Genomic DNA, 19,254 nt, shown 5'->3' on the forward strand with positions numbered 1-19,254 from the left:
GTTATGCCACTCCGCTTTCTGCGATTAATAAACCAGTTTGTGTTGCTTCTTGTTCTGCTTTCTCTGTCGATAGATCCATGCGATACCCCGCGTAAACGCCTACAACCGCTGCGATAACAAGGCCAAGCGAGTAGGGGAGTTCAGCCAGCAGAACGCCTGTGAATGTCGCAACGATTGCCGCCACAATGCACTCGCGACTTTTCACTTGGGGAATCACAATAGCAATGAAGGCTGCAACCATTGCGAAATCTAAACCATAGTTAGCAATTTCAGGGAACGAAGAACCAATCAGAGCACCTAAAAAATCTGCCAAGACCCAGTTAACCCAAAATCCGCCCATCGCCGCCAAATAGAACCAATGACGACCTTGTTTTTCTTCCTTCATTTCATTGATCGTTACTGCGTATACCTCGTCTGTTAATCCGTAAGACATCAATATGCGCATATGAAGAGGGTATTCTTTCATGTGTTCAGACATTGATGCGCTGTAGAGCATGTGACGCAGGTTGATAATGAAAGTAGTAAACATGATGACTACGATACTCGCAGACGATTGAACCAAGCCTAATGCGACCATTTGCGATGAACCAGCAAACACAGTAAATGACCACAAAGTACTTTGAGTAACACTCATTCCGGCTGTGATACTTATTGCTCCGACGATAAATGAAAATGGAAATGCGCCTACGCATAACGGCAAGATGGCACGTAGCCCTGCCTGTATCTGTTGTTTATTCATGACTGCTCACCCTAAATTAAAAATTCAAATTTATTTGCAAATTATGGTGAGAATCGTATTGCTGATTCGTTTGTTTTTCAAATGCAGATTAAAATTTATTTGATTTAGATCGGTATTATGACTTCGATAGAAAAAGGGCTCAAACTTAAGTTGTTCAAATTCAACCGCTTAAATTAGCTTCCATTTTTGAGATCTTTGATTGACGGTATTTTAAGATAAATATTGCAACTATTTTTGCACTTTAGTTATTTCAGTGTTTAAAATGTAGTTGAAATATTTAGTAACCCAGAACAGGAATAATCATGAAAGAAGTCATCACAGCAGACAGAGCACCAGAAGCTATCGGCCCATACTCACACGGCAACGCATTTGGAAACCTCGTTTTCACATCAGGTCAATTACCAGTGTGCAGAGAAAAAGGCGGTGTAGTAGAAGGTGGTGTGAGTGAACAATCTCGTCAATCGTTACTAAACCTTCAATATGTATTACAAGCGGCGGGCAGTGACCTAGACGCGGTACTAAAAACAACGTGTTACTTATCAGACATTAATGATTTCGCGGCTTTCAATGAAGTCTATAAAGAGTTCTTTGAAACGGATTGTCCTGCTCGTAGCTGCTTTGCAGTGAAGGATCTTCCTTTAGGCGTGAAAATCGAAATTGAAGCGATTGCTGGTCGTAAATAATCGAAGAATAGTGTGAGGTCCTTACTATGAAACAACAATGGCAACAGTATAAAGAGATTTTAAATACCGTCGTTAAACCGGCTCTTGGTTGCACAGAACCCATCTCCGCAGCTTACGCTTGTTCAGTCGCGGCCAAGATGCTGGTGGGTACACCCGACAAAGTTCGCGTGTATGTGTCGGATAATTTATACAAAAACTCGATGGGCGTGTTTGTTCCGGGAACAGGAAAAATCGGTTTACCCATTGCTGCTGTTGGTGCAATTGGTGGGGACCCACACGCTGGTTTAGAGGTTCTAGCGAAGATCACCGAACAAGATGTCGATAAAGCTCAGGCACTTATTGATGCAGGGCAGGTAAGCGCACATCGAAAAGACGTAGATGAATTCATCTATTGCTGTGCTGAAGTTGAATCTGAAGGTCAAATTGCTATCGTTGAAATCAGCGGCGGTCATACTCAGATCATTAAAAAAACGTTAAATGGTACGGTTTTATTCAGTCAAGATTGTGACCAAACGGTGTCAACCGGATCGATTTGTGATGGTATCGATATTGATATCGGCGGTATCTACAATTACGCCACTGGCGCTGAATTTGAAGACATTCAGTTTATTCTAGAGGCGTCAGAACTCAACAGTAAGTTGTCACAAGAAGGGTTAGCACACGCATACGGGCTTGAAGTTGGCCGTACCATGGAACAAGGTATCCAATTAGGCCTGATGACCGAAGATCTAATGAATAAGATCATCATGCAAACTGCCGCAGCGTCCGACGCTCGTATGGGTGGGGCAACCTTGCCTGCAATGAGTAATTTCGGCAGTGGTAATCAAGGGATCGCTGCAACAATTCCCGTCGCAATTATCGCTGAGCATTTTAAGTCGTCTCAAGAACAATTGGCACGAGCGCTTATCATTAGTCACCTTGGTGCAATTTATATCAAATCATACTATCCACCGCTTTCTGCTTTTTGTGGTAATACGGTAACCAGTGCCGCGGCGGCGATGGCGATGGTGTATCTTGCGAAAGGTTCTTTTGAGCAGAGCTGTTACGCAATTCAGAATGTACTAAGTGATTGTTCTGGAATGGTTTGTGATGGTGCTAAGTCGACATGTGCGATGAAAGTGAAAACCTCAACCAGTGCAGCGGCTAACGGATTCTTAATGGCGATGCGCTGTAATGAAGCCCACAACCAAGGCATTGTAGCTGATGATGTCGAGACCAGTATTCGCAATATTGGAAAATTGGTTACCGCGGGTATGAGTGTTACAGACTCAACGATTATTGATATAATGTCTGCGTAATCAAACGTTTTAGAATAAAACAAACCGCTTGGTATTTTTACTTAGCGGTTTTTTCGCCAGAAGAGGAAGGTCTCAGTGTTTGAATTAGCTCAAAGTGATTATGATATTTTGCACTCAATCGAAAACATCGTTGACGGGATTGCTGCAATGTATGGTGAGCATACGGAAGTGTTATTGCACAGTTTAGATGTTCGCAACCCTTCGATTATCAAAATCGCGAACAGTCATGTCACTGGTCGAGACGTAGGTGCACCTATTACCAACTTAGCGCTGATGAAGCTTACTCAAGGTAAAGATGTGTCGGGCGCGTATATGACAAAATGTCCCGATGGCAAAACCTTACGTTCAATGACGACGATAATTCGCAATCCTCAACAGAAAGCCATTGGTTTGTTATGTATCAACACCAACCTCGATGCGCCATTCCAAGAGGTGATGCATTCACTCGTTCCTTGTTTGCTTCCGCACTTAGAAAGACCTCAAACCACGCCTGAAACCTTTGCTCGCAGTAATGAAGAGATGATGCACAGTTCGATTGAAACCGTTCGAGAGCAGGTGACGAGTGATCCTGAAATAGCGCCATCGAAGAAGAGTCGTGAGATTGTGACGCGATTGCATGAAATGGGCATTTTTGATTTGAAAGACAGTGCGCAAATAGCAGCAAAAGGGCTCGATATCTCTATCCACACCATTTACCGCTATCTACGTGAGTTAAAAGCGTAGCGTTTAGTTCGCGTTTGTTGTCTAGTTTTTAGTTTTCTGGTTGTATCTAAATGGCTGGGTGATCAGTTTATCCAGCCTCTGTTCCTTTCCATCTTGTATCTCTGGCACGCCGATATGAACGTTATCATGACCAAGCTTGGGCTGGTCACGATACGTCCTAAACCAGATATCCCACACCGATAAGAAGAAACCAAAGTTTGAGTGTGTTTCTTTAACAATGACTGAGTGGTGGACGCGATGCATGTCTGGCGTAACGATCGCTTTTCTTAATCGTTTATCAAACCACAACGGAAGGCGTGCATTACTGTGGTTAAACATGGCACTGGCATTCAACACAATTTCGAAGATGACAACAGCGATCACTGGAACACCCAGTGCTATGACCAAGCTCACTTTAATCAGCATTGAAAGAATCATTTCTATTGGGTGAAAGCGGGTGCCCGTTGTGACATCGATATCAAGATCAGCGTGATGTACTCGGTGCAGCTTCCAAAGCCAAGGAACGCGGTGAAACACCAAGTGCTGTAGGTAAATGGCACAATCCAAGAGCAATACACAAATCAGAATACTGAGTTCTTTGGGAAGTGACAGGGTATTGAACAAACCCCAATGGTTTTCTTGTGCGATAACCGCCGCTTGGAACGCAGCGATCGGGATTAACGTCGCTAACAGAAAGCTATTCAGAGCGACTAAAGCAAAGTTGTTTCCCCAACGAAACCATTTACTCTGAGTCAGCGTTTTACGTGGAAAGCGGTACTCCCAAAGCGCACATAATCCAAAAACGACAATAAAACAAACAAGGCGAAGCAGGGATGGGTCTTGCATGGGAATTCCTTCTATCATTCTAGGGTCACTGTAAGTACAATCGTGCCACTTTTCTAGATTTATCGTTATTGTCCATGAGAATCCACGCTTTTCACCGTTTATACCAACACCGTTTATCCATTGCTACTAAGCCGTTTAATGCGCGCGGGTGTAAAGTAGTGCGATGTGAGTTCTGTAAAATAAAACAAGACAGCTGTATCTGCGAGCATCAACCTAACATTGATACGAACGTCGCGACTATGTTGATCTTGTCAGACAACGAAATCTTAAAACCAAGTAACACCGGTCGTTTGATTGTTGATACGGTAAAAGACAGTTACGCCTACCTTTGGCATCGTACTGAACCAAATCAAGAGATGTTGGATGTTCTAAAAGACGACAAATACCAACCTGTGATCGTGTTTCCTGAAGACTATACCGACGACAAAACACGCGTGGTTCAAGACCTGCCACAAATGCGTGACCCAAACAAAACACTATTGCTGATTTTCATTGATGGCAGCTGGCGCGAAGCGCGACGTATCTTCCGTCGTTCAGAGTATCTGCAAGACTTACCTGTGCTGTCGATTGAGCCTGAATCGGTTTCTCAATACATGATGCGTAAGTCAGACAACGAACAACACCTTTCTACTGCCGAAGTCGCGAGCTTAGTATTAAAACAAGCGGGTGAAGAGCAGGGCGCGAAGACTTTACAACTATGGTTTGAAGCATTTCGTGAAAGCTACATGCTAAGTAAGACGCGTTATAAGTCCGATCCGACCAAACCAAGTCTGAACGCTTTCATAGAGCACACCAAAAGTGAGACGTCACTCTAACCTTTAACCGCTTTGTGCTGACTTGTTGTTCAAACAGACTCGATCACGAGATAAGTTTGTTATCTATCACGGTTTGTAGGGGGAGTGTTATGGATAATGCTCCTTAGTTGTTTAATTTAAAAATTTTATTTGCCCTAATTTAGGGAAAAATTGGAGAGATTTCATGTATTACGGCTTCGATGTTGGCGGCACAAAAATTGAGTTTGGTGCATTCAATGAGAAACTTGAGCGAGTAGCAACAGAACGTGTTCCAACACCAACAGACGATTATCAATTACTGCTTGATACGATTGCTGGTTTAGTTAAAAAATACGACAGCGAATTCTCTTGCGAAGGCAAAATTGGCCTTGGTCTTCCTGGCATGGAAAACGCAGACGACGGCACAATGCTGGTTGTTAACGTACCGGCTTCAACAGGTAAGCCACTGCGTAAAGATTTAGAAGCGCTTATTGGTCGTAGTGTAAAAATCGAGAATGATGCGAACTGTTTTGCGCTTTCAGAAGCATGGGATGATGAACTTAAAGATGAACCATCAGTTGCTGGCCTAATTCTAGGTACTGGCTTCGGTGGTGGTTTAGTTTATGAAGGCAAAGTGTTCTCTGGTCGTAACCACGTTGCAGGCGAGTTAGGCCATATGCGTCTTCCTATTGATGCATGGTTCCACCTTGGCGACAACGCGCCGCTATTAGGTTGTGGTTGTGGTAAAAAAGGTTGTTTAGACAGCTACTTATCTGGTCGTGGCTTCGAATTGATTTATGAGCACTACTTCGGTGAGAAGAAGAAAGCGATTGAAATCATCCAAGCGTACAACGAAGGTGAAGCAAAAGCGGCTGAGCACGTAGATCGCTTTATGGAGCTATTGGCTATCTGTTTTGCGAACCTGTTTACGGGTCTTGACCCACATGTTGTTGCACTGGGTGGTGGTCTTTCAAACTTCGAACTTATCTACGAAGAAATGCCAAAGCGCATACCTAAGTACCTACTGTCTGTAGCGAAGTGTCCTAAGATCATCAAAGCGAAACACGGTGATTCAGGCGGTGTTCGTGGCGCTGCATTCCTTAACATTAAGTAATCGCAACTTAACGTTAAGCTAGTTCAAAGCACAAATAAAAATGCCGCAATCTCGAAAGAGGTTGCGGCATTTTTTAATTCAGATAACGCCCACTGTCACTTAATGACAATTTTGAGCCTAACAAATGATTATAGTCCTCTCACTCCCGAGGACTTTGTTTGCTGAAATAGCACATTTCCTCTGAGACTTTGTAATTACATTTAGAGGAAACCTCGTGAAACTAAAAACCATCGTACTGTCAATTTCACTTTTATCATGTTCAGCTTTTGCTTCTAATACAACCTTTGACGACAATTGGAAAGCAAATACAACAACAGCACTTGATATCATCGCGAACTCAAATAATGAAGCAATCAAACAATATACAAAAGACCAGTTTTGGGCTCGAGATGGCCAAGAACGTGCAGACTCCGCGCGTAACGCATTGCAGTCTGCATCGCGCGAAGAACTAATTGTCATGAGCAAGATTACTTTAAATGAAGGGTCGTCGACGGAAAAATCAATGCTTGAATCGATGGTAACTGATGTTATTCACTTTGACGAAACAATCAGTCAATCTGAAAAAAATGCGTTAATTGATGAGGTTGGTAAAAAGTTTGAAGGTAACGAGCATCTTACTTTGGACGAACGTAAACAAGTAAATGATGCGATTGAAACAGCTATCGTTGAATCTGCTATTGAAAACAATGCAATTGATGAAGCTTTCAAGCAAGAGATGAGGCAAGAAGTTGATCGTTTAGATGACCGCATTGACGGCACTCAAGCATCATTACACGCAGTAACCAATGCTCGCCCTATGCTTGCAGAGCAAGGTGATTTTGCTTTGGGTGTAGGTGTAGGTTTCTCCGGTAATGCACAGGCTGTTGCGGCAGGTGTCGGTTATTCTATCAATAAGAATTGGTCAGCTTCAGCAACCGTCAATACGACGACTGGGATTGAAGATAATGACTTCTCAGCGGGTGCAGGTATTCAATATACATTTAAATAAGTTTCTATATGAAACAAAATCTCGTCATATAAAAAAGGGAGCTCAATAGCTCCCTTCAAAATCTAAATAACTTATTTGCTATTTCTTCTTTTTGCCAACGCCAAGGTTGTCTTTTTGCTTCAACGTAAGCTTAGTAAAGCCTAGCTTACGGAAATAGTTGTCTTGGTAGTTACGAACCGCTTTAGTATCAGAAATAAACTCAAGCTGTTGCTCAGTTTTTAGATACTCAGTGATGTCGATACCTTCAGCTGCAGCTACAGCTTCTTGGATCGTGCGGTGTTCTTGTTTCGAAAACAGTAACTCTTTGTCTTCGTCTTTGTAAGTGTACAGAATGGTACGAGCCATGATGCTCTCCAATAGAATTATTACTTTGCGCGCACTCTACATAAAAACAGTACGTGGCTCAAGGTTATGATAAAAAATCTTAAGATTATCGTTCTTCAGGCTTATCGCTATTTAAGCTTTCTGTCTTTTAAGGAACGAACAGGTTGTCTTTTACGAAACGAACAGAAAAGAAAGCCCCATAACATCGAAAATTCGATAGGAAGGGGCTTTATCTATGTTTTGGCAAAGAGCTTCTAAGTCATTTAAAAAGCGGCCAAGTCAATTCAGGTCATTGAACCTTCAATTAAACACGACCTTGAAGTGGAATGATCGTTACCGTCTCGCCAACTTTCACGGTATCAACCGCTGGCGAGATTTCGATTAAGCAGTTCGCTTCGCTCATTGAACGCAGAATACCTGAACCTTGCTTACCGGTTGTTTTCACTTCAAGCACACCTGATTCGTTCATTGAGAATACGCCACGGCTAAACTCAGTACGACCTTGACGAGAACGTAATTGCTCAGTTGCTATCGCGTTCGCTTTCACTGGTGTCCAGTTAGTTTGACCTTGTAGCTTACGGATTGCTGGTTCTACAAAGTTAATGAACGACACCATCACGGCTACTGGGTTGCCCGGTAAACCGAAGAAAGGTTTATTTTCAATTTTTCCGTAAGCAAGAGGGCGGCCTGGACGCATGTTGATACGCCAGAAGTTAATCTCACCCAACTTATCTAACGCGAGTTTGATGTAGTCAGCATCACCAACAGACACGCCACCTGAAGTCAGAACCATGTCGGTCTCTAACGATGCAGCATGAAGTACATCCATCATCTTTTGTTCGTCATCTTCGATAATGCCGTAATCAACGATGTCGCAACCTAGCTTTTGAAGCATACCGATAATAGTAAAACGGTTCGAGTCATAGATAGAGTTCGGCTTCTGCTCACTACCCGGTGCTTGAACTTCATCACCCGTAGAGAACACACCGACTTTAACTTTACGTAAAACAGGGCAGTTGCCAAAACCTAGTGACGCCATCATGCCCATTTCTGGTGCTTCGATTCGTGTGCCACGAGTAAAGACAGGTTGGCCGATTTCTAAATCTTCGCCCGCCATACGGACATTTTGTCCAACCGAGATTTTAGCGTCTGGGAAGCTAACTGTGTCGCCTTCTTGAACGGATTGTTCACGCATCACGACGACATCAACGCCCTCAGGCATTGGAGCGCCCGTCATGATCTTAACCGCTTCCCCTTGTTGAACGGTTTTATCGTAGCTGTGACCAGCCATGACTTCAGCAACGATGTTGTAGCTGTCCAATTCTAGGTCTTCGCTACGGATCGCATAGCCGTCCATTGCAGAATTAGTATTCTGAGGTACGTTGATTGGTGAAATAACATCTTCAGCCAGCACACGCCCGTAGCCTTGTAGTAATTCAACACTCTCAGTGAGGTCGAGCGCATCAATACTATCGACGATCTTTTGCTGACCTTGCGTAACGCTTAGGCCAGCAGGAGAGAAGGAGTCACAACACACAACAGGTATATCGTCTTTTGAAGATGAACACGACGCTGTTTTGCTTGTGGTCGATGAAGGGTCGAATGACTGAGCATACTCGATGATGAAATCACGAATCGCTTCTAAGTCGCTGATCGCCATTTGTGGCAGGTCAGATTCAACGTGGCTGTCTGCAGCAATCGCAATAATGTTGTTATCGTTTGGATACAACCAAGGTTTACCAACTTCGTCTCTGTGCAGTTCAATTTTTGGGAAGGCAATGTTCTTGCAGCCTTCAACCAGAATCAAGTCCAGCGTGTTGGTATCGAAACGTGTCAGTAGATAATCAAAATCAGCTTCGGCTTCTGGCGTTTCTGTCATCATCACGTGACGGTTACGCGAAGCGATCAGCATTTGATTGGCTCCAGCCTTACGTAGGCGGTAGCTGTCTTTGCCTGGCTTATCGACATCGAAATCGTGGTGAGCATGTTTAAGAACACCCACTTTTAAACCCGCATTCGTCAGCAGAGGCAACAACGCTTCAAGTACGGTTGTTTTGCCTGTGCCGCTGTAAGCAGCAAAGCCCAATAAAGGAAGGTTAGGGCGTTGTTTTGAATCTTTCATTATTGAAGCGTTCCAAATTGGGTGAGTTCTTCTGGCGTATTGAGATTAACAAAGCAGTTAGGCGCGTCGCTAAAGTCGACGTACTCAGTCACACACTCTTTGTACAACAAGATGATCTTGCGGTCGCCACGCTCTAAAAACGCTTCTAACTTTGGCAGAACACGTTTGTGGAACAGGGTGAATACAGGTTGCTTAAATTCGCCATCATGAGCCACAAGAATGTCGCTGTCTTCTTTTACTGCTGCACAAAAACGCTCAACAAGGTCGTCACTGATTTGAGGGCTGTCGCAAGGAACAAAGCCTACCCAATCTGTGGTCGCGTTTTTAAGGCCAGCGTGAATCCCACCCAAAGGGCCTGGGTAGTCAGGGAAAGAATCGGACACAACCGGTGCAAATGCTTGGTAACTGTCTAAGTTACGGTTGGCATTGATGGTAATGCTGACATCTTGTTGGGACAGCTTGTCTATAACGTATTGAATAAGCGGAGAACCGTTGAGCTCAACGAGTCCTTTATCTTTTCCGCCCATACGGCTGGCTTGTCCGCCAGCCAAAATAACCCAACTAGTTTGCGTTGAAAGCAACATAAATATTCTCTTGTGCTTTGTTCTTTTTAATAACTTGAAGAAGCGGTGATTCGGTCAAAGTGTTGTCTTTGATCCACCACTGCTTCTTACATAAATCGGTTAACGCGTTAGTTTGGTGGCTAGTGATGACCAAACTCGCGCCTCTCTGAAGAAGATCTTCGGCCATAATGACCAATCTTTCAATAGATTCTTTGTCTAAAGAAGCACTTGGTTCGTCCATCAGCAAGATTGAAGGCTTGAGAATCCAAGCTCGTGCCATTGCCACGCGTTGACGCTCACCACCAGACAAAACAGAAATGTGCTCGTCTGCTAGGGTTTCTAAACCTACCATCCTCAACGCATTAATTATTTGAGCTCGCTTATCTTTTTGGCTCTCTTTGTTAAAGCGAATGCCATAAGCGACATTTTGGTACACCGAGCCATCAAAAAGGTAAGGGGTTTGGTGGAGATAGATGATGTCTTTAAATTTTAACCGAGGAAACAGGCTGTGTTGCCAGCTTTGTGTCGGAGACTGAATACGGCCAGAGCTCGGCTTGATCAATCCTGATAAGATTTTAAGTAGGGTCGTTTTGCCAACACCGTTATCGCCTTTGAGATAAATAGCATCGTTAGGGCCGATCGACAATTCGGGGATGTGGAACAAAACACGCTCTTTGTAGCGCATTGAAATTTGCTGCGTTGTTATTTTTATACTCATGACAGCGTTCCTAAGTTCTCAAGTAGCCTTTTCCTCTCACACTGGAAAGGAAAAAGTTAAGGGCTAATGCCAATGCTAATAAGACCATACCAAGTGCCACACCTTGAGCAAATGCGCCTTTGTGACTTTCCATAGCAATAGCCGTAGGGATATTTCGTGTCATTCCCATAATGTTACCACCCACCATCATCGAACAACCGACTTCGGTCACGATACGTGAGAATGCAGCAATGGTGGCTGCCAACAGAGGGAATCGTGTTTCCCAAATTAAAGTACACGCGACTCGAGTGGTTGAGACTCCAAGGGTACGCGCTGTTTCTACTGCTCGGCGATCGCTGGCTTGCAGCGCGCCATGCATCATAGCAACCAGAATTGGGAAACAGATCAGCATCTGACCGAGAATCATCGCCTTTTGCGTGAACAGCAATTGCCAGTCACCCAAAGGGCCAGAACGAGAGAGCATCATGTACATCAACAAGCCAATTACCACGGTCGGTATCGCTTGTAAGGTGTTGATCACCGAAAGCAGCGCCCATTTACCGGGGAATTCGGTGTAAGCCAATAAGAAAGCCATGATGATTGCAGGAACAATCACCAATGAAATGGCGGACAATGAAACGCTGAAAGATACCGCGACGATTTTCCACAGTTCGTGGTCAAAACTCACCAGTAGATTCATTGCATCAAGCGTTGTTTGCCATAGGGTCATGAAGTATCTCGTTTAAAGCGACAATAAGTCTTAAAAAGTAATGCTGATGTTTTGGTAATAGCTGACACTGGATCAGTGAAACAGGGTGAGTCAGCCATTCATTCTTTTCGAGTTCACTATTCACCCTGTAAGAATAGTGCAATGACGACTATTCTGCGCTTGCAACAAACAGTTGTTTGCCGTGCAGTTTAAAGTCGTTAATCAGTTTCTGACCTTTAGGGTTAACCAACCAATCACTGAATACTTTCGCTGCTTGGTAGTTGATGGTCGGGTAGCGCTCTGGGTTAACAAGAATCACTTGGTAAGGGTTAAATAGGTTCTTGTCACCTTGGAAAAGGATTTTAAGATCCAATTTGTTTTGGTAAGCCAACCAAGTACCACGGTCTGTCATGGTGTAGCCTTGCATTTCAGACGCCATGTTTAGAGTAGGGCCCATACCTTGACCAACACTGCGGTAACCACCGAAGTTTGGTTCCATTTTGGTTTGTGCCCAGATACCCATCTCTTTCTTATGAGTACCAGAATCGTCACCACGAGAAACGAACGTCACGTTGTTCGTTGCAATCGCTTTGAACACATCAGCCACTGCTTTTTGAGATTCAATTTTCGCAGGATCATTTTGAGGGCCCACAATAACAAAGTCGTTATACATCAGTTTACGAGGTAGAACGCCATAGCCTTGTTCAACGAAATTCGCTTCTGCTTTTGGTGCGTGAGTCATCACCAGATCGACATCGCCGTTCTCACCCATACGAAGTGATTTACCCGTACCTGCAGCTAGAACGTCAACTTTAATACCAGAGTCTTTTTCGAACTCAGGTAATAGGTAGTCTAGTAGGCCAGAGTGATACGTGCTTGTTGTTGTCGCAAGTTTGATGTGCGTGGTGTCTTCTGCGCTGCTAGCCGAGTAACTGACGATAGATAGAGCGGCAATAGTTAAGGGAATTGCTTTCATTATTATTATGTCCATTCTGTTATAAATGAATGACACGCCTTCAACTTCAAAGGGCTCAAAGAAGGTCATGTTCATGAGTGCTAATTTTTGTAATTAGAAATCATCACCTTATAAGCAATGTTAGTGCCAATAAATCATGCATCAGATCTCATTAAATTGCTGTTATTTCGAACGAAACTGCGTCATTTGACCCCATAAATTAAAACAAAACATGAGCTAGGACAAAATGTCGCACATTGACCCTGTTGCGTAAAAGGTTAATTGGTACACTCTGTCCCAACTTTCCCTATCGGCTGATCATTATGTCTTTACCTAGTTCAAGCGCCTCTAACCTCAACTCCAACACATTGACTCAATATCAGGCATTTTCTGTCTTGGTGGTCGACGATGAAATTGGTATGCAGGCTATTCTTAAGAAAGCACTAGGTAAGTATTTTGGCAAGGTATCCAGTGCCGGTTCCGTAGAAGAAGCTGAAGTTCTACGCTGCAACGAGCACTTCGATTTGATCGTGCTTGATATCAATCTTCCAGGTCGTTCTGGTATTGAATGGGAAGAGGTATTCAACGACGCAGACAAACGCGCCGACGTAATTTTCATGACAGGTTACGCTGATCTCGAAATGACCATATCTGCACTTAAGCTTGGCGCCTCTGATTTCATTTTGAAGCCTTTCAACTTAGAACAGATGATAAAAGCAGTACTTCGCTGCATGGACAAGCGCCTAGACCAAAGAATGCAATATGCGTTGAAACGCGACGTAAGCCGCCATATCAAAACGGAACTGATCGGTAACTCAGATAAAACCAAACAACTTAAGCAGCTCATCAGTCAATTCGCACCATCAAGAGCATCGGTGTTAATCGAAGGCGAATCTGGGACGGGTAAAGAGTTGGTTGCTCGTGGCGTGCATGAAGCCAGCAAACGAACAGGGCCATTTGTGCCAATCAACTGTGGAGCTATCGCTCCTGAGCTTTTAGAAAGTGAATTGTTTGGCCATACGTCTGGTGCCTTTACTGGTGCTAAGAAAAATAGAGAAGGCCTATTTAGAGTCGCAAGTGGTGGCACATTGTTCCTTGATGAAATCGGTGAGATGCCACTGCCAATGCAAGCAGCGCTGTTACGCGTTTTAGAACAACGAACGATTCGACCTGTTGGCAGTGAGAAAGAGATCGCTGTCGATGTTCGTGTGGTCGCAGCGACAAACCGTAATCTTCAAGAAGAGGTCGATAAAGGACATTTCCGTCGTGACCTGTTTTACCGACTTAATGTTCTTAAAATTGACGTTGTCCCACTAAGAGAACGTCCGTCCGATCTTATTGAGCTCGTTCCTTACTTTACCCGTTTACTATCGAGCGAGCTTTGTGTACCCGTTCCAAACTGGGCGCATGAAGACATCTTGGCAATGAACGAGTATGAATGGCCGGGGAATATCCGCGAACTTAAAAATTTAGTCGAACGTTGTATCTTATTAGACAAGCCACCAGCTCATTACTGGCGTGAGATTAACGGTGACCCAGCACCCACCAGCATTTCAGTGACGGTGTCACATGGCGCTGAGTTACCTAATTTGGATAACAATGATGCCGTTGAAGGTTACCCAAACACTTGGACACTCAAAGATGTTGAGAAAGCACATATAGAACAGTTGGTTAGTTTTCATGATGGGAACAAATCAGCAGCGTCTCGGGATCTTGGCGTTGCTCGTAAAACGTTAGAGCGTAAATACAAAGAATGGAATACAGAAGGCTCTGAATATGCCGATTAGACGTCATTGGTGGTCAAAGTGGGCGTTCCGATTCAAAACCATGGTGCGGTACCGTCTGTTATTTTTAACGTCGGCTCCGATCATCTTAACTCTATGTGCTCTGGTTGCGATCACTTTGTATTGGTCTGTTCACTACACATGGCAGGGCGCATTGATTGATGTTGATGAGCGGTTGGATGTTGCAGACAACAGTATTCAACTGATTCAAAGCCAACAGGCCTATAACGTTCAAGCCTTTGCTGAGTCTTACAACTTCCGAATCAAACTCAAGAGTGATATTTCAAAAAAAGAGCTCACACGCTGGGTTTCAGAAAACAAATCTCGCTATGAACTCGATTTTCTGCGCTGGCGTAGCGTCGAGAGCATGGAGAAAAAACTTGAATACCTCAACCTGACACACAAAGCGTCGTTCTTTAGTGTATTAAGCCAAAGCGAGCTCAACGATTTAGACCAAAATCTTGCAAGGCAAGCCGAAGTCCCAATGCTTAATAGTCGAAATGTTGAAACTCGTGGTTTGGTTAGCCGCACTGTTGTGTCGATTCGAGACAAGAATGATCACGTCATTGGTTTTCTTGATGGCGGGATCTTACTGAACAACAGCACGCAGTTAGTTGATCAGATCAGCAACTTAATTTATCCGCAACGCGATAGTTTCAATCGTCGTATCGGTACTGTCACGGTTTTCCTTGATGACCTACGTGTGAGTACGAATGTACCGCTGAGCAGTGAAGAGAGTGCAGGGCGTGCAATCGGCACTCGTGTTTCGCATGAGGTTCACTCAAAAGTCTTGAATGAAGGCAAAGAGTGGTTGGATCGTGCTTACGTTTACGACGCTTGGTACATCACAGCATATCAACCGATTCATGACCAGTTCGATAACGTTATCGGCATGCTCTATACCGGTTATTTGATTTGGCCATTAGTGGAAACGTACTTAACCAACCTTGGTGAAATCAGCATTACCATTGTGCTGTTACTCTTGATCTCCGGTTGGATCGTTCACCGTGGCGCGCGTGATCTTTTCAACCCAATTGAACGCATCCATAAGGTCGTGAAGCTCGTCCAGATGGGGCAAGACAAGCGAATAGGTACGCTTGGTTTAGATGATCAACACGAACTCACATTGCTGGCTAAGCAGTTCGATAAAATGTTGGATTTGCTCCACGAACGCAATCAAGAAATTCAACAAGCGGCGTCTGAGCTCGAATGTAAGGTTCATTCTCGTACTGCCAGTTTGAAAGAGAAAACCGAAGAACTCGAACTTCATATCCAGCTTCTCAACCAAGCTAGAGATAAGCTGGTGGTTAACGAGAAATTAGCCGCATTAGGTGAGTTAACCGCAGGTATTGCTCATGAGATTAATAACCCAACAGCTGTGATTCTTGGCAATGTCGAGTTGATGAAGTTTGAGCTTGGTGACGAAGTGGCCCGTGTAGACGAGGAAGTCCACGCGATCATGGAGCAGATCGACCGAATCCGAAACATCACACGAAGCCTACTTCAATACAGCCGACATGGCGGCGTACAAGACGAAATCACTTGGCAACACATCAATCCAATCGTCGACGAGAGTATTACACTTGTCAAAACAGGCGCTAAGAAGAAAGGCATTGTTTATGTCTCACAACTGCACGCGAAAACGTCTGTCGAAGTGAACCGCAACCAATTGCTACAGATTCTGGTTAACCTACAAATGAACGCGATTCACGCGATGGACGGAAAGGGCACATTGACTATTTCAAGTGAAGACTGGGTTGAAAACGGCGTGTCTCATGGGGCTATTGTTCATGTTGAAGACGAAGGCTGTGGTATCAAAGAAGAGCAATTGAAACGTATTTTCTCGCCTTTCTATACCACCAAACGCGACGGTACAGGTTTAGGTTTGTCGGTATCTCAAAGTATCTTGAGTCAAACGGGTGGCGAGATACGTGTCGAATCAGAAGTGGGCAAGGGAAGCCGCTTTAGTATCTACCTTCAACAAAAAGCGACACCACAATTGTTGGTCTCAAACCTATAAGTTTTAGCTTTAAGATCGAATCCAACCATATTATCACCTGATAATATTTCTATTGCGCTTGGGCGGTTACATGAACGTTTCAACCCAAGCACGAAAATTCCGCACTACTAAACTATCGCCAACCAAATCTCAACCTCTGCCCGTTTGACGAGCACCTCCTTTTAGCTATGTAACATGGTGTATATCTTTTGATCTTGATGCATATCATCTGAACTGTACGAAATTTTGATAACTTGGTCGAAAATCCATAATCAAAACAAATAATAAAGTCAGTCAGCTATGAAATTAAGTAACTTATCTATCAAATCAAAACTCGTATCCATCGTTATTTTATCGGTTGTTCTATTGGTAATGGCATCCACTTTTAATTTAATGCAACAGCGCGCTAGCTCCATGGAAGAGCGGCAAGATAAACTCAGTGCACAAGTCGAAACAGCGGTCAGCCTAGCTCAACACTATTATGACCAACGAAATGTTCTTGGCGAAGAGACAGCAAAGAAACAAGCACTGCAAGCTATTGAAACGCTTCGCTATGACAGCACCAACTATTTTTGGATCTTAAACCAACAACTCAACATCATTAGTCATCCACTCAAGCCAGAACTCAATGGCAAAAATGCGGGTAACTTAAGAGATGGCGCAGGCAAGCAACACTGGCGTGAGATGGTCACCATCTCTCAAACAGCGCAACAGAAAGGCTTTCTTGACTACCAATGGAAGAGCCCGAATGGAGAGTTGAAAGACAAGATCTCATACGTACAACTGTTCCCTGAATGGAACTGGGTGCTAGGGTCTGGAATATTGGTCGCTGATATTCAAGATGCGTTCTATGCGTTGGCGATTAAAGAAGGGATGGTTGCGGTTGTGTTGTCTGGTCTGTTGTTTGCGATGGGCTACGCGATATCCAATAACATCCTTGTGCCTCTCAATAAGCTTATCGACAACACCCATAAGATTGCCGATGGTGATCTTCGTGTGCGTATGAATATGACGCGTAAAGATGAGCTAGGCGATATGAGCCAACAGATCGACACCATGCTCGATAAATTGCAAAGCACGCTGCGTACCGCCAATGAATCTGCGGACCTGTCCAGTAACATGGCAAGCCACATTGCTCAAGCGAGTGAAGAGGCGGCGACCAGTGTCAATTCACAACATGCTCAGCTTGAGTTATTGTCTACCGCGATGACGGAAATGAGTGCCACCATTTCTGATGTCGCGGTTAATGCAGAGAACACAGCGGCGAGTACCAATAAAGTGGTCGATCATGCCAATCAAAACGACAAGAACATGCAGGTCACGTCTAAGACGATCTCTCAAGTTTCAGAAAACATCTCTACGGCAAACGAATTGGTAAGAGATCTACAGTCCGGTGTTAGCGAAATAAGCCAAGTGGTCAGCGTGATTCGTGATGTATCAGAACAAACTAACTTATTGGCACTCAACGCAGCGATAGAAGCGGCACGTGCGGGTGAACAAGGAAGAGGGTTCGCGGTTGTAGCAGACGAAGTTCGTAACCTTGCTAGTCGTACTCAGAACTCAACCAATGAAGTGCAATCGACAATTGAGAAACTCACTCAGCAAGCCGAGCGCACCTTTAAAGCGATGCAAAGCAGTAACGAGAAAGTGGATCACAGTGTCGTGGCCTCGAATGAAACACGCCAACAACTGGATGTGATTGTGAATGAGCTGCACAACGCCAACGACATGGTGGCTCAAATTGCAGCAGCCTCGGAACAACAGAGCACGGTAGCAACCGAAATGAGTGAAAGTGTCACTGGGATTCATCTGGCGGCTAACGAAGTACTGCAAGCTTCACAGTCGCTGGCAGAAGACAGCCAGAAAATGGCCAACACCACAGAACACCTTACTGATCAGTTGAAGTACTTTAAGGTTTAAGTCCGACCTAGGTTTTTACCGAGCAAGGTTTAAGCTAAACCTCATAAAAAAACACCTCCGCACTTAAGACAAGTTCGGAGGTGTTTTTGTTTGTAGATGACTGGATTGGTAACTTGCTCAGCAAAAGGAGCGCGTTAAGCCAATCTCGATCAATGCGTTGCCACTGAAATTTTCGGTGGGTTAATGTTGTGCTTCTTAAACTCTTTCATTACTCGAAGGGTAATGTCTGTTTCAAACAACTTCTCATACGCCGTATCGACCACATAAGCCTTACAAGTTAACTGTATTGCTAGGTAGTTATCCGTAATCGTCTGTTTAACCAGAACCGTAACAGGCTTAGGCAAGTGGATGTAACGGCTTGAAGACGCGGCTTCTTGAATTAGGTCACGGGCTAGGGTGATGTCTTCATCCATGCTGACATAGAAAGGGATCACCACTTGCATATCCAATGCGCCATAGTTACCGCTCGTCGTCACTTCATTCAAGAACTTGTTGTTCGGGATCGTGATGATGTCATCGTTCAGCGTTCTCATACGAACAGAACGCAAACCAATAGTGATAATGTCGCCGTAGTTACCTTCGAACGTGACACGGTCACCAACCTGAAAGGGTCTATCGATCATCACCGTGATACCCGCGATAAAAGAAGCCGCCAAGTCTTTAAGTGCAAAGCCAACAGATACGGCGAGGGTACCACCAATCAGAGCGAGTATTTGGTCGTTGATACGAAAGCTCATCATAAACACGATCAGACCCGTGCTCACATAGATGAAGAACTGCATAAACGACTGAAGCTTTTGCAGTAGCATTCGATATTGAACAAATTGGCTACCAAAGCTCGTTACCAAGGAGTTGATGAATTTGAGCAATAGCCACATTGCGGCAATGACGATAGCGGAGAAAAATACGCCACTCCATCGTACCAAGCTCGCAATCTTCGAGATGTTTTCTACGTTGGCCAGCTCTTCCGTCGCGAAGGTCGGAAAACTCACAGTAGTCGCAAGGCCAACAAGTAATAGGATAAATAATTTCTTCATT

At 44.2% G+C, this 19,254-nt stretch carries 18 protein-coding genes; 9 read left to right on the forward strand and 9 right to left on the reverse strand.

The annotated features are described in order from the left end of the window. Nucleotide 1: 1 nt before the first annotated feature. Nucleotides 2-739, reverse strand: a complete 738-nt coding sequence (locus QWZ07_RS13940; RefSeq protein WP_029223694.1) for an AzlC family ABC transporter permease — start codon at nt 737-739, stop codon at nt 2-4. Nucleotides 740-1,041: 302 nt separating this feature from the next. Between QWZ07_RS13940 and QWZ07_RS13945 the strand changes: the two genes are divergently transcribed. From QWZ07_RS13945 to QWZ07_RS13955, 3 genes are all read left to right on the forward strand, one after another. Continuing rightward, the gene (locus tag QWZ07_RS13945) at nt 1,042-1,422 is read left to right on the forward strand and encodes a RidA family protein (protein WP_017112053.1); all 381 of its coding nucleotides are present in this window, start codon (nt 1,042-1,044) and stop codon (nt 1,420-1,422) included. A 26-nt stretch (nt 1,423-1,448) separates the two neighbouring features. Beyond that, nucleotides 1,449-2,720 carry an L-cysteine desulfidase family protein gene (locus QWZ07_RS13950; RefSeq protein ID WP_192853723.1) on the forward strand — a complete coding sequence of 424 codons (1,272 nt, stop codon included), beginning with the start codon at nt 1,449-1,451 and terminating at the stop codon, nt 2,718-2,720. A gap of 75 nt (nt 2,721-2,795) precedes the next feature. Further along, nucleotides 2,796-3,443: a helix-turn-helix transcriptional regulator gene (locus QWZ07_RS13955; protein ID WP_017112055.1), complete on the forward strand. Its 648-nt coding sequence runs from the start codon at nt 2,796-2,798 to the stop codon at nt 3,441-3,443. Between the two features lie 21 nt (nt 3,444-3,464). On the opposite strand, the gene QWZ07_RS13960 is transcribed toward QWZ07_RS13955, so the two are convergent. Continuing rightward, nucleotides 3,465-4,268 (reverse strand): sterol desaturase family protein, encoded by an 804-nt coding sequence (locus QWZ07_RS13960; RefSeq protein ID WP_192853722.1) that lies wholly within the window; start codon nt 4,266-4,268, stop codon nt 3,465-3,467. Between the two features lie 68 nt (nt 4,269-4,336). Here QWZ07_RS13960 and QWZ07_RS13965 point away from each other — a divergent pair, with 68 nt between their 5' ends. The 3 genes from QWZ07_RS13965 to QWZ07_RS13975 all read left to right on the forward strand — a co-directional run bounded on the left by QWZ07_RS13965 (nt 4,337) and on the right by QWZ07_RS13975 (nt 7,143). Further along, nucleotides 4,337-5,083 carry a tRNA-uridine aminocarboxypropyltransferase gene (locus QWZ07_RS13965; RefSeq protein ID WP_076672039.1) on the forward strand — a complete coding sequence of 249 codons (747 nt, stop codon included), beginning with the start codon at nt 4,337-4,339 and terminating at the stop codon, nt 5,081-5,083. A 163-nt stretch (nt 5,084-5,246) separates the two neighbouring features. After that, the gene (nagK, locus tag QWZ07_RS13970; protein WP_017112058.1) at nt 5,247-6,155 is read left to right on the forward strand and encodes an N-acetylglucosamine kinase; all 909 of its coding nucleotides are present in this window, start codon (nt 5,247-5,249) and stop codon (nt 6,153-6,155) included. A 214-nt stretch (nt 6,156-6,369) separates the two neighbouring features. Continuing rightward, complete coding sequence (locus tag QWZ07_RS13975) at nt 6,370-7,143, forward strand: YadA C-terminal domain-containing protein (RefSeq protein ID WP_261890905.1); 774 nt, start codon at nt 6,370-6,372, stop codon at nt 7,141-7,143. A gap of 78 nt (nt 7,144-7,221) precedes the next feature. Here the strand turns inward: QWZ07_RS13975 and QWZ07_RS13980 are convergent, their stop codons facing one another. The 6 genes from QWZ07_RS13980 to QWZ07_RS14005 all read right to left on the reverse strand — a co-directional run bounded on the left by QWZ07_RS13980 (nt 7,222) and on the right by QWZ07_RS14005 (nt 12,534). After that, entirely contained in the window at nt 7,222-7,488 is a 267-nt protein-coding gene (locus QWZ07_RS13980) for a DUF2960 family protein (protein WP_004733780.1), read from the reverse strand. Nucleotides 7,489-7,771: 283 nt separating this feature from the next. Further along, nucleotides 7,772-9,589: a bifunctional molybdopterin-guanine dinucleotide biosynthesis adaptor protein MobB/molybdopterin molybdotransferase MoeA gene (locus QWZ07_RS13985; RefSeq protein ID WP_192853721.1), complete on the reverse strand. Its 1,818-nt coding sequence runs from the start codon at nt 9,587-9,589 to the stop codon at nt 7,772-7,774. Further along, nucleotides 9,589-10,173, reverse strand: a complete 585-nt coding sequence (gene mobA / locus QWZ07_RS13990; RefSeq protein ID WP_192853720.1) for a molybdenum cofactor guanylyltransferase MobA — start codon at nt 10,171-10,173, stop codon at nt 9,589-9,591. Before mobA ends, QWZ07_RS13985 begins: the two co-directional genes overlap by 1 nt. Beyond that, complete coding sequence (locus QWZ07_RS13995; protein ID WP_192853719.1) at nt 10,151-10,870, reverse strand: energy-coupling factor ABC transporter ATP-binding protein; 720 nt, start codon at nt 10,868-10,870, stop codon at nt 10,151-10,153. Before QWZ07_RS13995 ends, mobA begins: the two co-directional genes overlap by 23 nt. Nucleotides 10,871-10,880: 10 nt before the next feature. Further along, the gene (locus QWZ07_RS14000) at nt 10,881-11,579 is read right to left on the reverse strand and encodes an ABC transporter permease (RefSeq protein ID WP_017107083.1); all 699 of its coding nucleotides are present in this window, start codon (nt 11,577-11,579) and stop codon (nt 10,881-10,883) included. Between the two features lie 148 nt (nt 11,580-11,727). Then, nucleotides 11,728-12,534, reverse strand: a complete 807-nt coding sequence (locus QWZ07_RS14005) for an ABC transporter substrate-binding protein (protein WP_102268003.1) — start codon at nt 12,532-12,534, stop codon at nt 11,728-11,730. A 302-nt stretch (nt 12,535-12,836) separates the two neighbouring features. Between QWZ07_RS14005 and QWZ07_RS14010 the strand changes: the two genes are divergently transcribed. The 3 genes from QWZ07_RS14010 to QWZ07_RS14020 all read left to right on the forward strand — a co-directional run bounded on the left by QWZ07_RS14010 (nt 12,837) and on the right by QWZ07_RS14020 (nt 18,216). Further along, complete coding sequence (locus QWZ07_RS14010) at nt 12,837-14,300, forward strand: sigma-54-dependent transcriptional regulator (RefSeq protein ID WP_032501258.1); 1,464 nt, start codon at nt 12,837-12,839, stop codon at nt 14,298-14,300. Beyond that, the gene (locus QWZ07_RS14015; RefSeq protein WP_192853718.1) at nt 14,290-16,317 is read left to right on the forward strand and encodes a sensor histidine kinase; all 2,028 of its coding nucleotides are present in this window, start codon (nt 14,290-14,292) and stop codon (nt 16,315-16,317) included. The genes QWZ07_RS14010 and QWZ07_RS14015 overlap by 11 nt, the downstream gene beginning before the upstream one ends. Nucleotides 16,318-16,596: 279 nt before the next feature. Continuing rightward, nucleotides 16,597-18,216 carry a methyl-accepting chemotaxis protein gene (locus tag QWZ07_RS14020; RefSeq protein WP_192853717.1) on the forward strand — a complete coding sequence of 540 codons (1,620 nt, stop codon included), beginning with the start codon at nt 16,597-16,599 and terminating at the stop codon, nt 18,214-18,216. Between the two features lie 149 nt (nt 18,217-18,365). Here QWZ07_RS14020 and QWZ07_RS14025 read toward each other — a convergent pair whose 3' ends face one another. Then, nucleotides 18,366-19,253, reverse strand: coding sequence for a mechanosensitive ion channel family protein (locus tag QWZ07_RS14025; RefSeq protein ID WP_017112066.1), 888 nt, complete (start codon nt 19,251-19,253; stop codon nt 18,366-18,368). Nucleotide 19,254 lies beyond the last annotated feature (1 nt).

Source organism: Vibrio lentus (assembly GCF_030409755.1).
Lineage (GTDB): Bacteria > Pseudomonadota > Gammaproteobacteria > Enterobacterales > Vibrionaceae > Vibrio > Vibrio lentus.